Origin of the sequence: Paenibacillus bouchesdurhonensis (genome assembly GCF_900155685.1) — a bacterium.
Lineage (GTDB): Bacteria > Bacillota > Bacilli > Paenibacillales > Paenibacillaceae > Fontibacillus > Fontibacillus bouchesdurhonensis.
Map to the genome: position 1 here is coordinate 424,962 of NZ_LT732547.1, position 24,033 is coordinate 448,994.

A 24,033-nucleotide genomic window follows, 5' to 3' on the forward strand; every position below is an offset into this window, starting at 1 on the left:
GCTAATACTTTTTCTGGGGGGAAGAATGTGTTTACGAAGCAATTTACAACACTTATCGATGTAATTCAGGAGCGAGGAAAATCAGGCAATAGAGGCATTACCTTTATAGAGGGAGATGAACAGGAGGATCGATTGACCTATACAGAGCTGTATGAGGAAGCCTGCGGTTTCCTAGGCTATCTTCAAGCGCAGGGCGTAAGCCAGGGGCAGGAAGTCGTGTTTCAAATTGAGAACAACCGTCACTTTGTCATTGCCTTCTGGGCCTGCATCTTAGGTGGGATGATCCCGGTACCCGTCAGTACGGGGAACAATGACGAGCATAAGATTAAGGTGTTTAGGATTTGGAAGGTACTGCATCGTCCCTATTTAATTACCGAGTCAAAAACATTGCTAGATTTAGAGAAATATACGGGGAAAAGTGGGCAAGCCCACTTGTACGACTTGATTCGGGACAGTGTTACGCTCATTGACAACAGCGAGGTGTTTATGCGGGAGCATGCTCCGCAAATACATAGTGCCAAAGCCGAGGACATCGCTTTTATCCAGTTTTCCTCGGGCTCCACGGGCGATCCGAAGGGGGTTATGCTGACGCACAGAAACTTGATTTACAACACCTGCGGCATACTAAACAGCTCGAAAATCACTGCCGAGGATTCCTATTTGCAATGGATGCCTTTAACGCATGATATGGGGTTAATCTGCAATCATATGACTCCGCTGGTAGCTGAGCTGGAACAGTATATTATGCCCACGTCCTTATTTATCCGACAGCCAATTTTATGGATCAAAAAGGCTAGCGAGCATCGTGTCAGCGTAATTTCCTCGCCGAACTTTGGCTATAAATATTTCCTGCAATTTTTCAAAACGGAGAAGGCCAGCGGCTGGGATTTATCGCGGATTCGCATCATTTATAACGGCGCAGAGCCGATTTCTACCGACTTATGCGACGCTTTCTTGGATACGCTCGCACCTTACGGATTGAAGCGAACCGCCATGTGCACCGTTTATGGCCTGGCTGAAGCCTCAGTGGGAGTGGCTATGCCCCCGGTGGAGGCTGAATTCGTGACCCTTTACGTTGATCGCGAGCAGTTAAGCATCGGCAACCGGGTTGCTGAGGTGGACAAGCACTTTGCCGGAGGGCTGTCCTTCGTCGAGGTTGGCAGTCCCATTGATTACTGTCAGTTCCGGATCTGCGATGAGGCGGATCATGAACTAGGCGATGGTGTCGTTGGCCATATACATATCAAGGGGCACAACGTTACCCAGGGATATTACAACAACCCTGACGCGACGCGGAGTATATTGACGGAGGACGGCTGGGTGCGGACGGGAGACCTAGGGTTTCTGCGTAACGGACTTCTGGTCATTACGGGGCGGGCGAAGGACATTATTTTCGTAAATGGGCAGAACGTATATCCTCATGACCTGGAGCGGATCGCCGAGGAAGTAGAAGGAGTAGAGCTCGGCAGGGTGGCTGCATGCGGGGTTTACAATGCAGAGCTGAAGAAAGAAGAAATCGTTCTATTTGTCGTATCCAAGAAAAAAATAGAGAGGTTCTACCCGACTATGGTGGAGCTGAAGCGGCTTTTGAATCAGCGGGGAGGCTGGGAAATTGCCCATATCGTCCCTATAAAACGGATGCCCAAAACGACCAGCGGAAAGGTGCAGCGCTATAAGCTGGCGCAGCAATATAAGGGCGGGGAGTACGCTGAGGTATCGCAGGAATTAAGGGAGCTAGCCCGCACAATTGAAGCGGCAAAGCTGGAGTCGGCGGAAAAGATGGAAGTGATAGGCAAGGCGAAGAAAACAGAAGAGCCCGAGAAAATTGAAAATCGGGTAAGCCAAGTGAACCAAGAGAATCAAGAGAGTCAAGAGATTCTGGACAAGCAGGAAGAGTTTCTGCCAACGGCACAGGCTGCGCCTAACCATACGGGGCTTACGCAAAGCGGAATCGAGCGGGAAATTCAGCAAATTTGCCGAGAAGTGCTGGAGAAGGATGGAATCGGCATTGGGGACAGCTATTTCGATATGGGAGCAAGCTCTCTTCATTTAGTGCAAATTGCCGATCGGATCGAGAAGAAGTTTTCAATTCAACTGGCGGTTGCCGACTTATTCGCATATCCCTCGATTACCGACCTCGCTAAGTACCTTAGAACAGAAACGAACGTGCAAGGCAGCAGAGGTTTGGAAGAAAACGAAGCAGTGCAATCCGATAGAGACATTGCCATTATCGGCATGTCTGTGTATTTACCGGGTGCTGCGACTCTTCAGGACTATTGGAGCAATTTGGCGGCGGGCCGGGATCATATCGGTGAATACCAGGCGACCAGGCGGGAAGATGCCAAAGATTATTTGTCGGTTATCGGCTGGAATAAGAGCGAATCCGATTTTCGGGTCGGCGGCTATTTGGATGAGATCGATAAGTTTGACTATGCCTTCTTCAAACTGACTCCAAATGAAGCCAAGTTAATGGATCCGAATCAGCGGCTATTTACGCAGCAGGCGTGGCATACATTGGAGGATGCGGGATATGCGGGCCATAAGCTGCGCGGTCGCAATGTAGGGGTGTACGCCGGGTTTTCCAAGGTGGGCTATGATTACGAACGTTTGATTTCCAAGTATGAGCCGGAGCGGATTTCGAATTATGTCGTTGGAAATTTGCCATCGGTACTAGCGAGCCGCATCGCGTACTTTCTCGATCTGAAAGGGCCAGCGGTCACGATTGATACGGCCTGCTCCTCCTCCTTGGTCGCCGTCCATATGGCGTGCCAAGCAATTCGCAGCGGCGAATGCGAAATGGCGCTCGCCGGCGGTGTTAGAACATCGCTGCTCCCGCTATCGCTAGGGCTTGATATGGAATCTGGCGATGGATACACCCGGGCCTTTGATGCGGCCTCCGATGGAACGGGAGTCAGCGAGGGCGTAGCTTCGGTGCTGTTAAAGCCGCTAAGCCAAGCGATCCAGGACGGAGACCATGTCTACGCAGTTATTAAGGGCAGCGCGATAAATCAGGACGGCACGACGGTAGGAATTACCGCTCCCAACCCAGCCTCGCAGACAGAGGTCATCCAAGCCGCTTGGAGAGATGCGGGGCTCGATCCGAATACGCTCGCTTTTATTGAGGCTCATGGGACGGGAACGAAGCTCGGCGATCCTGTTGAATTTTCTGCTTTGGAGAAAGCCTTTGCCGGCTACACAAATAAGAAGCAATATTGTGCGCTCGGCTCAGTGAAATCGAATATCGGCCACACCTTTGAAGCGTCCGGCATTGCGAGCCTGATTAAGTCAGTACTGATGCTGAAGCATCGTCAAAACCCGCCGCTTGTTCACTTCCGGGCGCCGAACAACAACATTAATTTGGAGCAATCTCCTTTCTACATCAATACGGAGCTTGCACCCTTCGATGATACCGGGCAGCCGCTGCGCTGCGGTGTGAGCTCCTTCGGCTTCAGCGGCACCAATTGTCACATCGTTATGGAAGAGTATGTGAATCCGCTGCCGCAGACAGCGGCTGGCGATAACGGACAATCTCATATTTTCACTCTGTCGGCGAAGAATGAAGCTTCGCTTCAGGAGCTGGTTCAGCGGTATATCAGCCATTTATCTCTGTCTTCGCATCAATCCATCGCGGATATTTGCTATACGGCAGCTGCGGGACGGGCCCATTTGGAGCACCGAATCGCTTTTGTATGCGCAACGCGGGAAGAATTATCCCGCAAGCTGGACAGCCTAGCTGCAGACGGCGTGCAATCCGGATTATTCAGGGGAGTTTACCGGATCGTCCCGGAATCGGGAAGTCAGCGTATGTTAGGGGAAATCACGGAGGAAGAGCTGAATGCAATCAGCGAAGAAGCGGCTGAGAAAGTGCTAGCCATTGCATCGGCTGGTTCGGCGGGCAGGGAGCGGTTAGAACGCATATGCGAGCTGTATGTTCAGGGCGCTCGCGTGAATTGGGACGCGCTGTACCTGCAGCAATCCGTCCGCAGAACACCTTTGCCGTTATATCCTTTTGAGCGGAAACGCTGCTGGATAGAAATTGATCGTATCGATAATCAAGAAGTGGAGGGGAATTCGATGTCTAATCCAGGTGAACTGCTGGTGACGGCTGTTGAAGCCTCTGATCTGTTGGCTGAGGTACAAAAGACGATTACGAAGATGGTAAGCGAGGCTTCAGGCTTGAGCGAAGCTGAAATCGATGAGCATGCCCATTTCCTAGAGATGGGGCTGGATTCTATCATGCTCGTGCGAATCCGTAAGGAAATAGAAGAGATTTATGATTTGGATATTGCGATAGAGCGCTTTTTCGATTCGATTACGAATGTGCATAGCTTGACTCAATATATCCTCGAAAATGCTGATGTCCGTCAGCCAACAGCTGTGACGACGGCAGCCGAAGCCAATAGCCGTGAAGAGATGTCTCAGCAGCATTCGGTGCTGCAGGGGGCGGAGCAGCAGCGGCAAGTGGCGGCAGCGGCAACCGTAGAGGTGGAAGGAATGAGACCCCCTGAGATGGGGGAATTAATATCTCCGCTCGTCGGCAGTTCGGCGATGGAACGGATTATGGCTCGCCAAATCGAGCTTATGAGTCTTCAGCAGCAGAGTGTATCCGATATTCTTGGCCGGCAGCTCGATTTACTAAGCGGAAGATCCGTGCAGAATAGCCTGATTCAGCAAGGTTTGCCGGAGCTTTGCCCGGAGCAAGGCATTAGGAGTGGGCAGGCACATGGAAGCAACGCGGCTGGGATGTCAACAACGCCTGGGGTACATGATGCTGGCGAGGGTGCTCATATATCAGCTGGCGTTCAATCAGAGGCTGGCATCCAAGCAGCGGCAAGCGTTCAAGCTGCCGTGCAGCCTGCTCAAGCAGCGACACCCGTCCAAGCGATCCAAGCTGTTAAAACGAATAAGGCTTCACAGGAAGAGTCTAAGCCATTCATTCCTTATCAGCCGATGATCATCGAAGAAGACGGTAACTTTACCGCGCAGCAGCAGGCATATTTAGACCGTTTCTTTACTGAGTACATGAGCCGTACCCAAGGATCCAAAGCTTATACCCAGCAAACACGTGAAGTACATGCCAATAATCGCAATGTTTCAGGGTTTCGCTCTTACTGGAAGGAAGCGATTTATCCGATCGTGGCAGAGCGATCCTCCGGGTCGAAGATGTGGGACGTGGACGGCAATGAATATATCGACTTGACGATGGGATTCGGTGTTAACCTATTGGGTCATAATCCCGATTTCATCATAGAGGAAATGAAGGCACAATCGTCTTCTTCGCTTCCGCCTTTAGGGCCGATGTCCGATCTGGCCGGCGCAGTGGCTGCGCGGATTAGCCGAATTACGGGGGTCGACCGGGTAGCCTTTTACAATTCGGGTACGGAGGCCGTTATGGTGGCTTTGCGTACGGCGAGGGCAGCTACGGGCCGTTCGAAAGTCGTGATTTTCTCCGGTTCCTATCACGGTACGTTTGACGGGGTTCTAGGAGTAGCTAATCCGGAATCCGATGAAGCTTCCGCGCTTCCTATGGCGCCAGGCATCCAAGGAAATTATGTTCGCGACGCGCTGATATTGAATTACAATAAGCCGGAATCTTTGGAGATTATCCGCAAGCATGCTCATGAGCTGGCCGCGGTGATTGTAGAGCCTGTACAGAGCCGCAGGCCGGATTTGCAACCGCGCAAATTTTTGCAGCAGCTCAGGGAAATTACCTCTCAATCAGGCACCGCGCTTATTTTTGACGAAGTAATCACTGGTTTTCGCATCGGTCTAGGCGGGGCTCAGGCTTGGTTCGGCGTGCAGGCGGATCTGGTCGTTTACGGCAAGGTGGTGGGAGGCGGTCTGCCAATCGGTATCGTTGCGGGCAAGGAGCCGTTCATGGATCCAATTGACGGCGGGAAGTGGAGTTTTGGCGATGCCTCCTATCCGGTGAAGGCCGCGCAAAAGACGTTTGTTGGCGGCACCTTCTGCACGCATCCGCTGACGATGCGCGTAGCGCTGAAAACGATTGATTACCTGGAATCACAAGGTGCAGCACTATACGAGGAGCTGAATCGCAATACGGATTATTTGGTGCGGGAATTGAACTCTTTCTTCAAAGAAAGAAGCATTCCGATATATATGGTCAATTACGGCTCGTTGTTCCGCTTCGTCTCCTTCGGCGACATTGAATTATTCTTCTATCATTTGAACCACAAAGGGCTGTATGTCTGGGAAGGCCGCAACTGCTTCCTGTCCACAGCACATACCCTGGAAGATATAAACACGATTATTCGCATTGTCAAAGAGAGTGTCGGGGATTTGCAGCGCGGCGGGTTCCTGCCGGGCACGCCGGAGCCGCCGGATGATAACGGGGGAAAGAGGACGGCAGGCTTGTCCAATGAGCAGAAGCAGCTATGGATTTCCTCAATCTCCGGAGGCCCGGCTTCCGCGTCATTAAACGAATCTGTCCTGCTCAAAATGGACGGTGCGCTGGATGTACAGGCATTGCGGCAAGCAGTAAGCGTATTGATGCGACGACATGAGGCTTTGCGGACAGTTATCGATCCTAGCGGCGAGCTTCAGGTGATACTGCCGGATCTGCCGGCTCCGGTTGCCGTTGTAGATCTTCGTTCTCGCTCCGCGCGCGAGAGCAAGGCTAAGCTGGACAACTGGCTGGCTTCGGATGCTTCCAGAGCATTCGACCTGCATGACGAACAGCCGTTGTTTCGCATAACGGCGCTCCATTTGGCCGATGAAGAGCATGTTCTGGCGCTTGCCTTCCATCATATCGTCGTGGACGGTTGGTCGATTGCGGTATTTGTAGGTGAGCTGGAGGAAGCTTATTCGGCCATTTGCCAGAAGCGTACTCCAGAGCTGCCGCAGCCAATTCCGTTTCGTCAATATTTGCAATGGCAGGAGCGGCTGCAGCATGAGCCCGAGGCCGATGAGGCCGTGGCATTCTGGTCAGAGCGCCTTTCCAAGCCTGTCACGACTTTGCAATTGCCTTCTCCGGAAGGGCATATGGCGAGAAAGACGTTCAGCGGGGGCAGGCAGACATTGAAGCTGGATCGCGAGCTCACGAAGGAATTAAGAGCTTTAAGCATAAGAAGCAAGAACAGCTTGTTCATTACAATGCTCGCCGCCTATGGCCTGTTTCTGCATCGGCTTGCCGGGCAACGGCAAATTGTCGTCGGCATTCCAACGGCCGGACAATCCCATATGGGCGAGACCCATCTCATGGGAAATTGCGTGAACATGCTTCCGGTATATACAGAGATTCAGGGCAGCGACTCAGCAGCAGATTATCTTCATTCCGTGAAGATGGCAATGCAGCAAATGGATCGATATCAGAGCTATTCCCTGGCCAGCTTGGCCGAACGGATGCCCAAGGCGCATATGCCGACCATTAACATCTTGTTTAATATGGATCGACCTGTCCGGAAATTGAATTTCAGCGGACTGGATACGGAGCTAGTGCCTTATCCGGTTCAGCATTTGCACTATGATTTATTCCTGAACATAACAGAAGTCAACCAGGAGTTGTGGCTTGATTTTGATTACAGCGCTGATTTGATCCAGCCGGAGGTCATGCAGCATTGGGCGGAGGGATATCGCCGCTTATTGCTCTCCATCGTTAAGGACTCCTCCACGAAGGTTTCCCAGCTTTCGCTACTTACAGATGAGCAGGCTCATTTCCTGGCAAAGCTCGAAAGTAGCCATGGGGGGAAATGTATTCTGGATAGCTACGGGGAGCCAGCCCCCCTCGGCGTTACAGGTGAACTGCAAATATTGGACTTCGATACAGGGGGCATGACACCGACGGGACAATTGGCGATGTTCATGCCGTCCGGGGAGTTGAAAATTTGCGGGGAGGCGGATCGTGTTGCCGAAAATCGGGGATACCGCATTAATTTAGTACAGCTGGAGGAAGCGCTGCTGGAGCTGCCGAGCCTAAAGCATGCCCAAGCAGTTGTCCGGATGGTTGCCGGACATCATTCCCCGGAGCTCGTAGCTTATATTGCTGTGCCAGCCAAGATGGATGAGTCTTTGGTTAGGGCCGAGATGGCAGAGCGCTTGCCGGATTATGCGATCCCTGCTCATCTTGTTTCGCTGGAGTCGTTTACGCTGCTGGAGGACGGATTGATCGACGAGAGCTCGCTCCCGGCACCGGATATGACGCGGCAGGGGCAGGAGCCTTTAAATGAGACGGAAGCCGGGCTTGTTTGCCTCTGGCGCGAGCTTCTGGGAATTGCAAGCATTGGCGTGCACGACCATTTCGCTTCGCTAGGGGGCAACTCGTTGAAGGCGACAGTCATGCTGTCGCGAATCTATCAGGAATTCGGCATTCAAATTCCAATCGGGCAATGGTTCCAAAACCCGACGATCCGCAAGCTAGCCGGAATTATCGATGGCGGGGCCGCAGAATCGTTCCAGCCGATTCCAGTGCAAGAACCGCGGGGCACTTACGAGATCTCAGCGGCACAGAAGCGCATTTATATTTTGGAGCAACTGGACACCGGCACACTAGTTCACAACATCCCCGGACAAATCTCGCTTCGAGGCACACTTGATGCAGAGCGGCTGATCGCGGCTCTTCGGCATATCGTCAGCAGACATCAGGTGTTCAGAACGACGTTTGAAATCGATGGGCAAGAAATTGTTCAACGCATAGGCGATAAGATCGAATTTGATGTACCGTACACCGAGCTTGAGCTGTCCCGTCCGGAGGAGGCGGAACAGAGATTCCGGCATTTCGTGCAGCCGTTCGATCTCACCAAAGCGCCCCTGTTCCGGGCTGAGCTTGTGAAGCTGTCGGCAGTCGAGCATATTTTGTTTATCGATATGCATCATCTGATTTCGGATGGCTATTCCATGGCCGTGTTTATGAGGGAGCTCGTAGAGCTTTACGAGGGGCATACGCTGCCGGAGTTAAAAGTACAGTATACCGATTATTCTGTTTGGCAGAACCAAATCGCGATGGATCGCAAAATAAGCGAGCAGGAGGCGTATTGGCTTCACCAATTTGAAGGAGATTTGCCGGTTCTAAATTTGCCGACTGATTATCCGAGGCCCGGTCAGTTAACTATGGAGGGGCAACGTCTGACTGTCCGCTTGGATGAACGTCTGACGAAGCGGCTCCGCCAGTTGGCAAGCCGAACCGATACGACCTTATTCATGGTTATGCTGTCCGCATATAAAGTTTTGCTTCATAAATACACCGGACAGGATGATTTGATCGTCGGTACCCCGGTATCGGGACGAATTCACCCCGACATCGAGCCGCTGATCGGTGTGTTTATCAATACAGTTGCTATTCGCAGTTATCCTGCCAAGGATAAGGCGTACCGCGAATACTTGGAGGAGGTACGGCACAGCAGCATTACTGCCTTCGACAATCAGGACTATCCGTTCGAGCTGCTCGTTGATCGGCTGAATATTCAAAGGGATCTCAGCCGCAATCCGTTGTTTGATACCATGTTTATTTTGCAGAACATGGATATGGAGGCGGTGTCTGGAGCAGGCGTTACATTCAGGCCGGAGGAGAGGAATCCTGGAGTGTCGCCGTACGATTTGACCTTGAGCGCGGAGGATTGGAGCGAGGATTCCATTGCGCTAAATCTGGATTACAGCACCAAGCTGTTCAAGCGGGATAAAGCCGAACGGATGCTGATCCACTATGTGAATATTTTAAATACCGTGGCAGAGAACACAGATGTTCATTTGTCCCAGATTGATCTGTTAACCCCAGAGGAGCGGCAGCGGCTGATTGTTGAATTCAATGCAACAGATTTGCACTATGACAAGCAGCTGACGATTGACGAGCTGTTCCAGCGTCAGGCCGAGCGTACGCCCGATGACATTGCCGCGATATGGGATAACAAGTCTTACACCTATAAAGAACTCGACGTGAAATCCAATCGGCTCGCGGCCGCTCTCCGCAAGAAGGGGGTATTGCCAGGAACGATTGCCGGAGTCATGGTTACGCGTTCGATCAATATGATCGTCGCTTTGTTAGGGGTATTGAAGGCCGGGGCGGCCTACTTGCCGATTGATCCCGATTATCCGGCGAAGCGCATTGAATATATGCTGACAGACAGCAATGCCCAGATATTGCTGACCGAGGCGGATTTGGCGAACCACGTCGATTGCAATGCGGCGACGATTTTCGTCCATGATGAAAGCCTCTACCAGGAGGAAAACGACGAGCAGGCATTCCGTAAGCATACGGCCGATTATAACGCCTATGTCATCTATACGTCCGGCTCTACAGGCAACCCCAAAGGCGTCATGATCACGCATCAAGCTGTTCATAACTTCATTGAAGCGATGGCTCAAGAGATCGCCTTTACTCCCGGAAAAAACATACTGGGTTTGACGACGATTTCCTTCGATATTTTTGTCCTGGAAACATGGGTGCCGTTAACGAAAGGACTAACGATCGTCATAGCAAACGAAAACGAGCAGCTTGACCCTAAAGCTCTGCACCAGCTAATTACGGCATATAACGTGCAAATGCTGCAAATTACCCCGTCCCGTTTGAAAATGCTGATGTCCGGCGATCCCCAAATGACTTTTCTTGAAAAAGTGACCGACATCATGCTCGGCGGAGAGCCTTTGCCGATTCATTTATTGCATCAGCTGCAGAGCTTCGCCCATTTACGGATCTACAACATGTACGGTCCTACGGAGACGACCGTCTGGTCCTGCGTAAGCGATCTGACGGGCAATCCTCATGTGGACATCGGTCGGCCTATTGCCAACACACAGGTTTATATCGTGGATGCGGATGACATGCTCGTCCCGGTTGGAGTACCTGGGGAGCTGTGCATTGCGGGGGACGGCTTGGCGGCGGGATATTGGCAGCGGGAAGATTTGACGGAAGAGAAGTTCGTCGACAATCCGCATGTCCCCGGCCACAAAATGTACCGCACGGGCGATTTGGCAAAGTGGAGAGAGGACGGCTGCCTTGAATATATAGGCAGAACCGATTTCCAGGTTAAAATCCGCGGGTACCGCATCGAGCTGGAAGAAATCGAGAAAACCATGATTTCGCAATTGCCGGTGGTGGAAGCTGTTGTCGTAGCCAAGGAGGATGAAGGCGGCAACTACTATTTATGCGCCTATTTCGCGCCGGAAGATAGCAGGGCAGAGCTTGGATCTATTCGGGAGAAGCTGCTTAACACGCTGCCCGAATATATGGTGCCATCCTACTTTATTGCGCTGGAGCAAATGCCGCTAACACCCAATGGAAAAATCGATAAGAAAGCCTTGCCGGACCCGGAAACCAGCCATTCCGCGATGTCGTCCTATGCACCGCCGAGCAACGAATTGGAAGAACGACTGGTTCATCTATGGAAAGAGGAGCTCGGCCTTGAGCAAATCGGCATCCACGACAACTTTTTTGAACGGGGAGGGCATTCCTTAAAGGCGACGATTTTAGTCTCGAGAATGAACAAAGAATTCGGCGTGGACATCCCTGTGCGGGGCATTTTTCAATACCCCACGATTCAGGGCGCAGCAGGGCTTATTCAGAAATCTGCTCATAAGTCATTCGCTGAGATTCCAGTCATAGAAACGAAGAGCCATTATGCCGTGTCCACAGCACAGAGACGCTTGTTCATCCTGGATCAGATGAGCGAACCGAATACGTCGTATAACATGACGGCTGCTTTTGAAATTCAAGGAGAACTGGACACGGAGAAACTGGGGGATGCCTTCCGCGCCATGATGCAGCGGCACGAAGCATTTCGTACCTCGTTTGAACTAGTAGAAGGGGAGCCGGTACAGATTATCCATCCGGAAGCCGAGTTCAGGCTTGAAAATTACGGGAAGGCAAGCGGCGCCGAATTGGAGCATATAGCTGCGCAATTTGTAGCCCCCTTTGAATTAAGCAGCGCGCCTTTATTCCGGGCTGGCCTCGTGCAGAGGAACGAGAATGACTACGTACTGTTGCTCGACATGCATCACATCATTTCCGACGGCACGTCTGTCGGAGTATTCATGGAAGAATTTAATGCGCTATACAGCGGAGCAGAACTGCCGAAGCTGCGCATTCAGTATAAGGATTATGCCGCCTGGCATAACTTGCAGCTAGCGGAAGGGGCGCACGAGAGTCATAAGCAATATTGGCTTCAGCAGTTTGCGGGAGAGCTTCCCGTATTAAGCCTGCCAACCGATTTCCCGCGGCCGCAGCAGCACAGTTATGAGGGGGCCAAGCTGGATTATGCCGCCGGCCGGGAGCTGACGGTTCAATTACAGCGCTTAGCCCGAGAGACGGGAACGACGATGTATATGATTCTGCTGGCCGGCTATAGCATCTTGCTGTCGAAATATGCGGGACAAGAGGACGTTATTGTAGGCTCCGCCGTAGCAGGGCGGGATCATGCCGATGTACGACAGGTGATGGGAGTTTTCGTCAATACACTGGCTATGCGAAGCAAGCCGACGGGGCAGAAGAGCTTCCTTTCCTACCTGGAAGAAGTGAAGGAAATTTGCTTGAACGCTTATGAGCACCAGCAGTATCCATTTGAGAGCCTGGTGGAGGCGTTGGCGATTCCGCGGGATTTAAGCCGCAGCCCGCTGTTTGATGTCATGCTGACGATGCAAAATGCAAGCGAGGATGATTTCCAAATGGAGGGCTTGACAGTCAGGCCTTATCCGCTGGAGCAGCAATCGACCAAATTTGATATTTCGCTGCTTGCGGAAGTGACAGATGATGATATTAATCTGGAGTTTGTCTACTGCACGGAGTTGTTTACCAATGACACGATGCGGCGCTTTGCCCGGCACCTTGTTCATGTTCTGCAAACGTGCTTGGAGCAGCCTGAGCTGGAACTGGCGAAGCTATCTCTTCTAACCGCTGAGGAGAAGCTGGAGCAGTCCATTAGCCGCAGAAGTCAAGATCAAAGCAAGGATCAACATCCAATCCAAGGCGATAGTCCCGTCCAAGCGCAAGGTGCTGCAAGCGCCAAAGAGCAGCCTGAATTCCGCACCATTGTTGAATGGTTCGAAGCCCAGACAGAGCGCACGCCGGATCAAACTGCCCTGGCCTTCGGAAGTGAAAGATGGAGCTACTCTGAACTGAACGCCAGAGCTAATCGGCTGGCGAGAATGATGCTGGAGGGTGGCTTTGCGGCTAGCAGCGGCATTGTTGGAATCGTGATGGAGAACCGGCCGGAGACCATTGCAGCCCTGATGGCTGTACTCAAGGCGGGAGGAGCTTATCTGCCGATCGATCCCGAATTCCCGGCTGGCCGGGTGGAATATATGTTAACCAACAGCGGCGCACAGTTTCTGCTGACTTATGCCGATCACTTGCATGAAACGGAGAGCGTGACCGAGGTGTTTTTGCTGGATCGTCTTAAAACGTACGAAGGACAGGGGAATAACTTAAATATCCAAGTGAGCGAGCATGATCTGGCTTATGTCATTTACACCTCCGGCACAACTGGAACACCTAAAGGCGTCATGCTTGAACATCGCAATCTGACGAACTATGTGCACTGGTTTACGACATCTCAGCAGATTGATGAAAGCGACAGGACGATGCTGCTCTCCTCGGCCAGCTTTGACCTGTGCTATACCGCGCTATACCCTGCGCTGGTCAGCGGCTGCGAGCTGCATTTGCTCGACCGCCATGATTATGTCGATCCCGAATATGTGCTGGATTATATTGCGGCGAATGGCATTACCTTTATCAAGGCGACGCCGTCCTTATTCCATATCATGGTGAACCATGAACGGTTTGAGGCGGAAGCGCTGCTCAATTCACTGAAGCTGATCGTGCTTGGCGGTGAAAAGATGAAGGTACAGGATATCGAGCGATATTACGAACGTTATCCCGAAATCAGGTTCTTGAATCATTATGGCCCTACGGAAGCGACCATCGGCTGCATTGCCCATCCATTGAAGCGGACCGACTTCCAAGCATTCTGCAAACAGCCGGTCATCGGCCAGCCGATCTTTAACGCTGAGGCCTATATTATGGACGCCTATGGCAATTTGCTGCCGGACGGTGTTCCCGGAGAGCTGGCCATTGCGGGCAGCGGCCTAGGGCGCGGATATTTGAATGACCCCGAGCTCACAACACAGAAATTTGTGCCTCATCCGTTCGATGTTGAGCAGAGGCTGTATAGGACAGGAGACCGAGCCAAAAGATTGCCAAACGGCGATATTGAGTTCATCGGCAGAATGGATCATCAGCTCAAGATCAGAGGCTATCGGGTTGAACTGGCCGAAATCGAAGCGCAGCTCCTGGAGCATTCCGATGTGCAGGAAGTGGCGCTTACCGTGAAGGAGAGCGGTGAGGATACGAAATACTTGTGCGCGTATATTGTGACGCAGCAAGGGTTGACCGCCTCGGATATGCGAGGTCATTTGGCCCATCGGCTGCCTTCTTATATGCTCCCAGCCGCTTATGTATTCCTGGATCATATGCCTTTGAATGAGAACGGTAAGCTGGATTATAAAGCGCTGCCTGCGCCGCTTATCGATATTGAGCCGGCAGAGGCGTACTCGGCGCCGGCGAATGAGATCGAGGAAGCGATGGTACAGGTGTGGGAGGAAACGTTAGGCGTCAAAGGCATTGGGACGGATCATCATTTCTTTGAATGCGGCGGAGATTCGATCAAGGCGCTGCAGGTGTCGTCCCGGCTCATGACGCATGGCTTGAAGATGGAAATGAGGGATTTATTCAAATATCCAACGATCCGGGAGCTAAGCAGGTACGTGCAGACTTCCGTTCGTAAAATCAGCCAAGAACCGGTGATAGGGGAAGTGGGGCTTACCCCGATTCAGAGTCGTCTGTTCGAACAGAAATGGGAGCACATCCACCATTACAATCATTCTGTCATGCTGTACAGACGGGAAGGGTTCGAGGCAGAGCTCGTTACGGAGGCTTTCGATCGGATGGCAGAGCACCACGATGCGCTCCGCATGAGCTTCAGCATGGGAGATAGCGGGGTCATCCAGTTCAATCGAGGCATAGAAGGGCAGACCTTCTATCAATTTAATGTTTTCGATGTGACGGCAAGCGGAGATTCTCGCGAGGAGATTGAGCGGCAATCAGCCAAGCTGCAGGCTGAGTTGAATATCGAGAAGGGGCCGCTGATTCAATTGGCCGTCTATCATACCGCATTAGGCGACTATTTGCTGGTCATTATTCATCATCTGGTTGTTGACGGGGTATCCTGGCGTTTTATTCTGGAGGATTTTGCTGCCGTATATGGACAATTGCTGAATCAGTCGGCGGTTATGCTTCCGGAGAAAACTCACTCCTTCCAAGAGTGGTCACAGAGGCTGGGGCAATATGCCTCCAGCAAGGGACTGTTGAAGGAAGTCAGATATTGGGAAGCCGTTGAACAGGCTTCAACGGTTGAGCTGCCCGTCGATCATCAGATTGACTCCAATCAAGCCGGAGATCATGCTACGGTGAAGCTGGCATTGGACGCCGATTTAACCCGAAGCCTGTTAACGGATGTCCACCATGCTTACAGCACGGAAATCAATGATATTCTGCTGGCGGCCTTAAGCCGTACGCTTCAGGAATGGGCGGGCGCTGCCTCCGTGCTGATTCAACTGGAGGGACATGGACGGGAAGCCATCGCGAAAGGGCTAGATGTATCAAGAACCGTGGGGTGGTTTACATCGATATTCCCATTCGTGCTTGGCGCGGAAGGAACAAATGATTTAGACAAGGTCATCAAACGAACCAAGGATGCTTTGCGGCGGATTCCAGGCAAAGGGCTGGGCTACGAAGTCCTCAAACATTTAACGGTTAGCAAGCCGGATATTGAGCTCCCGCTGCATTTCCAGCTTAAACCGGAAATTGTCTTCAACTATTTGGGGCAATTTGGCGGTACAGCCGCTCAGACTGAGCTGTTTGAGCTAAGCGATATCCCTGCGGGGCCTGAAGTAGGGGCGCAGATCGAGAGAGCTCATAAGCTCGAATTGAATGGAATGGTGGTTGAAGATCAATTCACTATGGATATTCACTACAACAAATACCAGTACCGTCCGGAAACGATACAAGGGCTGGCCAATCGTTATCAAGAGCAGTTGGCTCAGATCATCCGGCATTGCTGCACAAAGCAGGTTAAGGAAATCACGCCTACAGACTACCAGTACAATAAGCTTTCGCAAAAACAATTGGATGCGATATCCCAGCGATTGAAGAAGAAGCTATAGTACGGTCGAAAGTGGAAGCGACCGAATCGGCAATGAGGTTCGGTCGCTAAAGTAAGAGGGGGAGTGAAACAAATTTGAGCAACCATGAAATCGAAAAAATATACCCGCTGACGCCGACGCAGGAGGGAATTTTGTTCCATTCCCTGGTTGATCCCGATTCTGAAGCGTATTTTGAACATGTGTCTTTCACGATTAAAGGGAAGCTGTGTTCACGAACGATGGAACAGAGCTTTGCGAAATTGATTGAACGATACGACGTATTAAGAACGGTATTCATCTATACAGAGGTTGAACAGCCGCTGCAAATCGTAGTAAGCCAACGCGAGCCGCGCATCGATTATAGGGATATATCTGCTTATTCCAACGATGAGCAGCAGCGATGGATAGAAGAGTATAAAGCCCGGGATCAACAACAGAGTTTCGACTTGGAGACAGGGCCATTGATTCGGATGGCTATCTTCAAAATCGATGAACGCACGCATCAAATTATTTGGAGATTTCATCATATTATTATGGACGGCTGGTGCCTTGGCATTCTTGCCCAGGATTTATTCCATATTTATGAGGCTTTGGCCGCTAACGTTCCGATTCAATTGGCCACGCCTTATCCTTACAGCGATTATATCCAATGGCTGGGCGAGCAGGATCAGGACGAGGCTCTACAGTACTGGAGGGACTATTTAGAGGAATATGAGCTGCAAGCGGCTATCCCCTCCTCCAAAGGGACTGCGGAGAAGGGAGGCTTCGACCATCGCAAATACCAGTTTAAATGGGATGCCGAGACGACGCGCAGCCTGCAGAAACTGGCGGTCGACAATCAGGTTACGCTCAGTACGGTGTTCCATGCGTTGTGGGGAATTTTGCTGCAGCAATACAACCATAGCGAGGATGTCGTATTCGGTTCGGTCGTATCGGGAAGGCCTCCGGAGCTGCCTGGGATCGAGAGCATGGTTGGCCTATTCATTAATACGGTTCCTCTGCGGGTCAAGAGCGATGAACATACCTCTTTCGGTGAGCTGCTGCACAATGTGCATGATTCGATTCTGGAGGCCAACCGGTACAACTATGTTTCGCTTGCCGATATTCAGTCAGGAACGGTGCTGAAGCAGCATCTTATCAACCATATCGTCGTATTCGAGAATTATCCGCTAGAGATGGCAGGTGACGGCGATGGGGAACACCAGCTTGTTATTACCGACAGCGAAATGCTGGAGCATACGAACTATGATTTGGACGTTACGGTGTTTCCCGAGGACGAGCTGGAAGTGTTGCTCACCTATAACGGAACCATGTACGATGAGGATTTTCTGCGAAGACTGGAAGGTCATTTGAAACAAATCACATCGGCGGTATTAGGAAATGAGCAAATCCTTGTCCGGGATATTGAAATGATTACGGCAGGGGAAAAGCAAAAGCTATTATTTGAGTTTAATCGGACGGATAAGGCTTATCGGCTCGATAAGCCTGCGCATCAGCTGTTTGAAGAACGAGCGCGCCTTCACCCTCGTAAAATTGCGCTCCTCTATCAAGGGCAGCAAATCACCTACGAGCAGTTAAACCGCAATGCGAATCGGCTGGCCCGGGTATTTCAGGAACGAGGGCTGGGACATGGCGATTTTGCAGCGGTCATGCTGGATCGCTCGCCGCTCATGGTTGAAAGCATACTCGCTATATGGAAATTGGGAGCGGCTTACATACCGGTAGATGCCCATTATCCCGAGGACAGGAAGGCAGGGATCATCGCCGATTCGGACGCCCGGATCGTTGTCACGTTATCGGAGTATGTGGAAGACGGGCTGCGTGCCGATTACGCGGGCCGAATTGTAGAGATGGACAAACTCGTCGTTCCGGCGGGGGAAGCGGACGGCCATGATCTCAATCTCCCGATGGAGATTACCGACCTAGCTTATACGCTCTTTACCTCGGGATCGACGGGCAAGCCCAAGGGAGTCATGATCGAGCATTTGGGAATGCTGAACCATATTTGGGCTGAGGCAGACGATCTTGGCTTATCCGAGCACATCGTATTTGCTCAAACGGCGAATCATTGCTTCGATATTTCGGTATGGCAGTTCTTCGGCGCTTTGGTGCTTGGAGGAACGACGGCGATCTACCCAGATGAGCTGATCCTAGCGCCCGGGCAGTTCATAAATCAAGTGATTCGCGATCAAGTGACACTGCTTGAGGTCGTGCCTTCATATTTGGCGGTTTTGCTGGATTTGGTGGAGGAGCGTTCGCTTCGTTTCGAACACTTGCAGCATTTGCTGATTACCGGGGAAGCGGCCACTCCGGCATTGGTTGCACGCTGGTTTGCGCTTTGTCCCGGAATCAGGATGGTTAATGCATACGGGCCGGCGGAAGCCTCTGACGACATTTGCCAATATGTGATGGAGCAGACGCCGGAGAATAGGGAGTATATTCCGGTGGGCAAGCCATTGTCCAACATTCGGATATATATCGTGAACCGGCAAATGCATTTATGTCCCGTGGGGATTATCGGTGAAATTTGCGTGGCCGGAATTGCGGTCGGAAGAGGATATCTTAACGATCCTGTGCGGACGGAGGAGGCCTTCATGGAGGATCCGTTTGCGCCTTCGCCGGGCGTTAGATTGTATAAAACGGGTGATTTGGGCAGATGGCTTCCGGACGGCAACATCGAATTCGTCGGCCGCAAGGATCATCAGGTCAAAATTAGAGGATTCCGCATTGAGCTTGGGGAAATCGAGCATCGGCTGGCCGAGCATGAACAGGTTCGGGAGGCCGCGGTGCTCGTGAAGGGCAGTGGAGAAGCCGAGAAGTATTTATGCGCCTATTACACCGCGAACATCGATCTCGGCATATCCGAAATAAAGGAGTATTTAAGCACTTGTGTGCCGGAATATATGGTTCCCTCTGTTTTTATGCAGCTTGAAGAAATGCCGCATAATGCCAATGGGAAGATTAACCGCAGCCAGCTTCCCGATCCCGTCCATGATCGTCTCGACGCACCGTTTGTGCCTGCCCGGAACGCTGTGGAAGAGGCATTGGTGTCGATTTGGACGGAGGTTCTGGACGTAAGGCAGGTGAGCGCTCAGGCTGACTTCTTCGCCTTGGGCGGCCATTCTCTGAAAGCAACGGTTATTGTCTCTAGAATCCATGGGGAGCTTGGCGCGGATGTGAAGGTAAAGGACATTTTCCAATATCCAACCGTAGCGCAGCTGGCCGAGCATATTCAGGAGCTTGGCGACAGACCGTGCGGCACGTCCGCTATAACGCCCGCCCCGATTCAAGACTACTACCCGGTGAGTCCGGCGCAAAGAAGGATGTATGTGCTGCATACGCTGGAGGAATCGGGCTCGACGGCATATAACATGCCGTTTGCTTATCGTATTCAAGGCTGTCTGGACATAGCACAATTTCAGCAGACCGTAGCCCGGTTGATCGAACGACATGAGTGCTTTAGAACGTCCTTCCACGTGGTGGATGGGGAGCTTGTGCAGATCGTGCATCCCGAGGCGGAATGCGGGCTTGAAATGGTGGAGCTTAGGGGTGCTGCCGAGGGGGAAGTGAATCAGCGGATATCATCGTTTATCCAACCCTTCGATTTAGAGGCGGCACCGCTAATGCGGATGGAGCTGCTTCAGCTTGCTCAGGAGGAGCATGTGCTGCTTATTGATATGCATCATATTATTTCGGACGGTCTGTCTGGCGACATCATGCTGCGTGAACTGGAGCAGCTATATCGGGGCGACACGCTGCCGCCGCTCGAGATTCAATATAAGGATTATGCAAGCTGGCTGAACGAGCGGCTGGCTGGCGAAGAAATGAAGGAGCATGAAGCGTATTGGCTGGAGCATTATCGTGGCGAGCTGCCTGTGCTGAACATGCCCCTCGATTATAGAAGGCCTCCGATGCAGACCTTTAACGGCTGTACGCTGCAATTTGTGCTGCCGCCCGGGCTTTCCAAGGCGCTGCGGGCGCTAGCCCATGACACGGGCTCCACATTATACGCGGTGCTGCTGGCCGCCTATAATATTCTGCTGTCGAAATATTCGGGACAAGAGGACATCGTCGTCGGCTCGCCAGTAGCTGGACGAACGCATCAGGATGTGCAGCAAATGCTGGGCATGTTCATCAATACGGTCGCGCTTCGCAGCTTTCCGGAGCGGCATAAGACATTCCGTCAATTTGTTCACGAGGTGAAGGATCATACCTTATCCGCGATTGACCATCAGGATTTACCGTTCGAACGATTGGTGGAGCTGCTGGATGTGGAGCGGGATACGAGCCGCAACCCTCTCTTTGACACGATGTTCAATTTGACGGATCGAGAACGACAAGAAATTTATATCGGTGAAATGTTGCTTACTCCTTACGAGCTGCAGAACGATATATCTAAATTCGATCTCATGCTGGACGTGTACACAGATGCTTCGGAGATTCACTTCGATTTGCAATACAATACAGATTTATTTACGGCCTTTACCGCAGAGAAGCTTGGCAAGCATTATATGGAGCTCCTGCGTAATATCGCTGCTGAGCCGGAAGTGCCTCTAATGCAGCTGGATATGCTCACGGTGGACGAACGGAAGGAAATCCTGGCGATCGGCCAAGGCAAGGTCGTCAATTATGATTTTGATCGAACCGTGCCATTACGATTTGAGCAGCTCGCTTTGGAGCAGCCGGAGGAGCCGGCCGTCCGTTTTGCCGGAGAGGTGCTGACCTATGCGGAGCTGAATGATCGGGCGAACCGGCTTGGACGTTATTTGCAAAGTCAATTAGACGATGTCCCGGCGGACACGGTAGTGGCGGTGATGCTGGAGCGTTCGCCCGATTTCATTCAAGGTGTGCTCGCCATTTGGAAGGTCGGCGGGGCTTACGTTCCGATCGACATGGAATACGGCGTTGAGCGCAAAGCAGGCATATTGGAAAATTCCGGCGCCCGGGTGCTCATTACCCGCTCTGAATATTTGCAGGACGGTTTAGAGGAAAGGTATGAAGGCGCCATTGTGTGCCTTGACCGAATTGCGGCGCAAGTTATGGAAGAAAGCCCGGAAAATATCGGCATTGTGCCTGCTGCTGACAGTTTGGCTTATATTTTGTTCACCTCTGGATCAACGGGCAAGCCCAAAGGCGTGATGATTGAGCACAAGGGTCTGCTAAATCACATTCTAGCGGAGGCTGATGAACTGGGCTTGGATCAACGTCTTATTTTTGCACAAAACGCCAATATCTGTTTTGATATCTCGGTTTGGCAATGCTTCGGCGCACTGGCCTTGGGAGGGACAACCGCAATTTATTCGCAGGAGCTTGTGCTGGAGGTAGAACGATTCCTTGCGGGAATCATCGAGGATCAGGTAACGCTCCTAGAGGTCGTTCCATCGTACTTGGCGGTGATGCTGGATGTCTTGGTACAGACTAGGGCACAACTGCCTTCACTCCGTCATTTATTAATCACGGGCGAAACGATCAAGCCGGATTTGGCCCAGAGATGGTTGGAGCTGTACCCTGAAATTCAAATCGTAAACGCCTATGGGCCGGCGGAGGCTGCTGATGATGTTAGCCAATACGTAGCCGAGCAGCTGCCGGAAGGAATGGAGACTGTCCCGATCGGCAAACCGCTGGTGAATTTTAACCTTTATGTAGTGGACGAGCAGATGGAATTATGTCCAATCGGTGTATATGGAGAGATCTGTGTGTCCGGCATCGGGGTAGGCCGAGGATATATTCATGATCCGGAACGAACGGGCCAAGCTTTCATGCAGGATCCTTTCATGCAGAAGCAAGGCGCCAGCTTGCGTCTATATCGAACTGGGGATTTAGGGCGCTGGCTTCCTGACGGAAACCTGGAGTTCCTCGGACGCAAGGACTTTCAGGTGAAAATCAGGGGCTTCCGCATCGAGCTGGAGGAGATCGAGGTTCGTATTTTACAAGCTCCGCATATCAAGCAGACGGTTGTGCTAGCCCGAGAGGACGAGAGCGGCAGTAAATATTTATGCGCTTATCTGGTGCTGGACTCACTTGCGCTGAATCAAGAAGAGGCCTGCCTCCGCGAGCTTAAGGATCATTTGGAAAAGACGCTGCCGAACTATATGATCCCCGCTTATTTCGTTACGCTGGAGCAGATGCCGCTGCTGGTCAGCGGGAAGATTGATCGGGCGGCACTGCCGGCTCCGGATCGAGCCACAGCGATGGCGGGAGATTATGCCGCGCCGCGCAATGAAGTGGAGGAAGCGCTGGCAGCGATTTGGGAAGAGGTGCTTGGCGTCAGTCAGATCGGAATCGACCATAATTTCTTCGAGCTTGGCGGAGATTCGATCCGGGCTATTCAAATATCCTCCAAATTAAGCAGCTACGGCTACACGCTGAAAATGAAGGATTTATTTCAGAATCCGGAGATTCGCAAGTTGTCCAGGTACGTCCAATTGGATCATCGTGAAATTGACCAGGGCCCTGTGGAGGGAGAGGTTGAGCTTACGCCGATTCAGGAGTGGTTCTTCGAATGCGGCTTCTCGCCGGCGAATCATTGGAACCAGGCGGTCGTTCTATATAAACGGGATGGTTTCCAAATCGACCTATTGTCCCAGGTTCTTACGGAGCTTACCCGTCATCATGACGCGTTAAGAATGGTATTCAAGCAGGAGGATGGAGCATGGATACAGTATAACGAGGGACTGAATGGGCAGGCAGAACGTACTTGGTTCGATCTAGCTGCTCTGACGGTGCCGGATGGGGACGAGGGCAGGCTGGAGATATCCCGCCAAATCGATCTGCTTCACGGCAGCATCGACTTGGAACGGGGGCCCTTAGTTAAGGCTGGCCTGTTCAGGACGAGCACCGGTGACCATCTGGCGATTATTATTCATCACCTGGTGATTGACGGCATTTCCTGGCGCATCTTGTTTGAGGATTTAACGCTGGCTTACGAGCAGGCGGCAAGCGGAAAGCCAATCCAGCTTCCCGCCAAAACGGACTCCTTCCGGGCATGGGCGAAATGTTTGAAGGAGCATGCTGCAAGCAAGGCCATGCAGAATGAGATGGTTTACTGGCAGCAGATCGAGTCTGCGGAGGTTAAGGCATTGCCCAAATCAGGCCGCCGCGTAGGTGCGCTCAAGGTGCTCGATAATATGACGCATTCCTTCCAGTTGGCGAAGTCTGAGACAGAGCAATTGCTAGGCAAGGTACACGGAGCGTACAACACGGAAATTAACGATATACTTCTCACCGCTTTGGGACGGGCCGTACGGCAGTGGACAGGCGAGGAGAAGGTGCTGATTTGCCTCGAAGGCCACGGCCGGGAAGAAATTCTTAAAAATGTGAATGTCAGTCGAACCGTCGGTTGGTTTACATCCATATATCCCGTGGTGCTGGATGTGCCCGGCACGACCGAGCTCTCCTATCAGATCAAGTCGGTCAAGGAGAGCATCCGGCGCATTCCGAACAAGGGAATCGGCTACGGGCTGCTCAAATATCTTGCTGCTGAACAAGGAGATGAGAGTATCGATTTTCGATTGGAGCCCGAAATCAAGTTCAACTACTTAGGGCAATTTGATAATGACGTGAACACGGATGTGTTCCAGGTCTCCGATATTTCTTATGGCCAAACCGTCAGCCCGGAGGCCGAGAGGGAAATTGCCCTGAATATTGGAGGACTCGTGGAGGATGGGCAGCTGACGATGTCCATCGAGTATAACCTGCAGGAATATGCGGAGGCAGATATCCAGGTTTTCGGAAATCACTTCAAATCGCAGCTGAACGAGATTATTAAGCATTGCATGGACAAAGAGACGCAGGAGCTGACGCCTTCCGATGTGGGGGGAGATGATCTATCGATTGAAGAGCTGGAAGCTATTATGGATTTTTACAAAAGTTAAAAAATAGATTCAG

Annotated in this window: 2 protein-coding genes; both read left to right on the forward strand. The window is 51.8% G+C overall.

Features of this window, described 5'->3' with window-relative positions:
- The first annotated feature begins 27 nt into the window (after positions 1–27).
- On the forward strand, positions 28–16,167 hold the full coding sequence (locus CZ379_RS01890) for a non-ribosomal peptide synthetase (protein WP_110930052.1): 16,140 nt from the start codon (positions 28–30) through the stop codon (positions 16,165–16,167).
- 74 nt (positions 16,168–16,241) lie between these two features.
- Complete coding sequence (locus CZ379_RS01895) at positions 16,242–24,020, forward strand: non-ribosomal peptide synthetase (protein ID WP_110930053.1); 7,779 nt, start codon at positions 16,242–16,244, stop codon at positions 24,018–24,020.
- Positions 24,021–24,033 lie beyond the last annotated feature (13 nt).